The 1,057-nt window shown below is 67.5% G+C and carries 1 protein-coding gene; it reads right to left on the bottom strand.

What is annotated here, in order from left to right:
• A partial coding sequence (locus WS68_RS09290; protein ID WP_059570518.1) for an efflux RND transporter periplasmic adaptor subunit occupies window positions 1-1,057 on the bottom strand: 1,057 nt, incomplete at both ends.

Below are 1,057 nucleotides of genomic sequence, written 5' to 3'. Positions count from 1 at the left end.
GCCGCCGCATCGTCGCCGCCCGTCATCGGCACGAGATGCGCCTTCACCCGCTCGCCGGGCCGCACACGCTGCGTGCCGTTCACGACGATCCGGTCCCCCGCCGACAATCCCCCGACAATCACCCGCTGATTGCCGTGCTGCGCGCCCAACTGCACCTCGCGATACGACACCCGCCCCTGCTGATCCACCACGAACACGAACTTCTTGTCCTGATCCGTGTTGATCGCCGCATCATCGATCAAGAGCGCCGCATGCGGCGCGCTGCCGCCCACCTTCACCCGCGCGTACAACCCCGGCACCAGCGCACCGTCCGCATTGTCGAAGCGCGCGCGCACCCGGATCGTCCCCGACGACGTATCCAGACGGTTATCCACCGAGTCGATCACGCCCTGCCTCGAATAGCCGCTCTCATTCGCCAGCCCCAGCTCCACCGGCACCTTGCGCCCATCCTTCGCACTGCCGATATATTGCAGATACGTCTGCTCGTCCGCGTCGAACGACGCGTAGATCGGCGATACCGACACCAGCGTCGTCAGCGGCGCAGCCGACGCCCCCGCCGACACCACGTTGCCCACCGTGATCTCCGCGCGCGACACCCGCCCCGACACCGGCGCAACTATCCGCGTGTAGCCCAGATTGATCTTCGCCGCCTCCAGCGCCGCCTGCGCCGCCTTCAGGTTCGCGATCGCCTCGCGCGCGCCGTTCTGCTTCTCGTCGTAATCGCGCTTGGCGATCGCGTTGTCGGTGATCAGCCTCTGCGCGCGCTGCCAATCGCTTTGCGCGTAGCCGTTGCGCGCCTGCGCCGCCGCCAGCTGCGCCGCCGCCCGGTCCACCTCCGCCTGATACGGCCTCGGATCAATCACGAACAGCACGTCGCCCTTCCTCACCAGCGCGCCGTCCTTGAAATTCACCGACACGATCGTGCCCGACACCTGTGGCCGGATCTCCACCTTCTCCACCGCCTCCAGACGGCCCGAATAGCTCTGCCAATCCGTTACCGTCTTCGACAGCACGCCGGCCACGTCCACTTCCGTCAGCGGCGCCTGCGCCTTGTCGG

The sequence above is a fragment of the Burkholderia sp. TSV86 genome (assembly GCF_001522865.1).
Taxonomy (GTDB): Bacteria; Pseudomonadota; Gammaproteobacteria; order Burkholderiales; family Burkholderiaceae; genus Burkholderia.
This window is presented reverse-complemented; position numbering and strand designations above follow the sequence as displayed.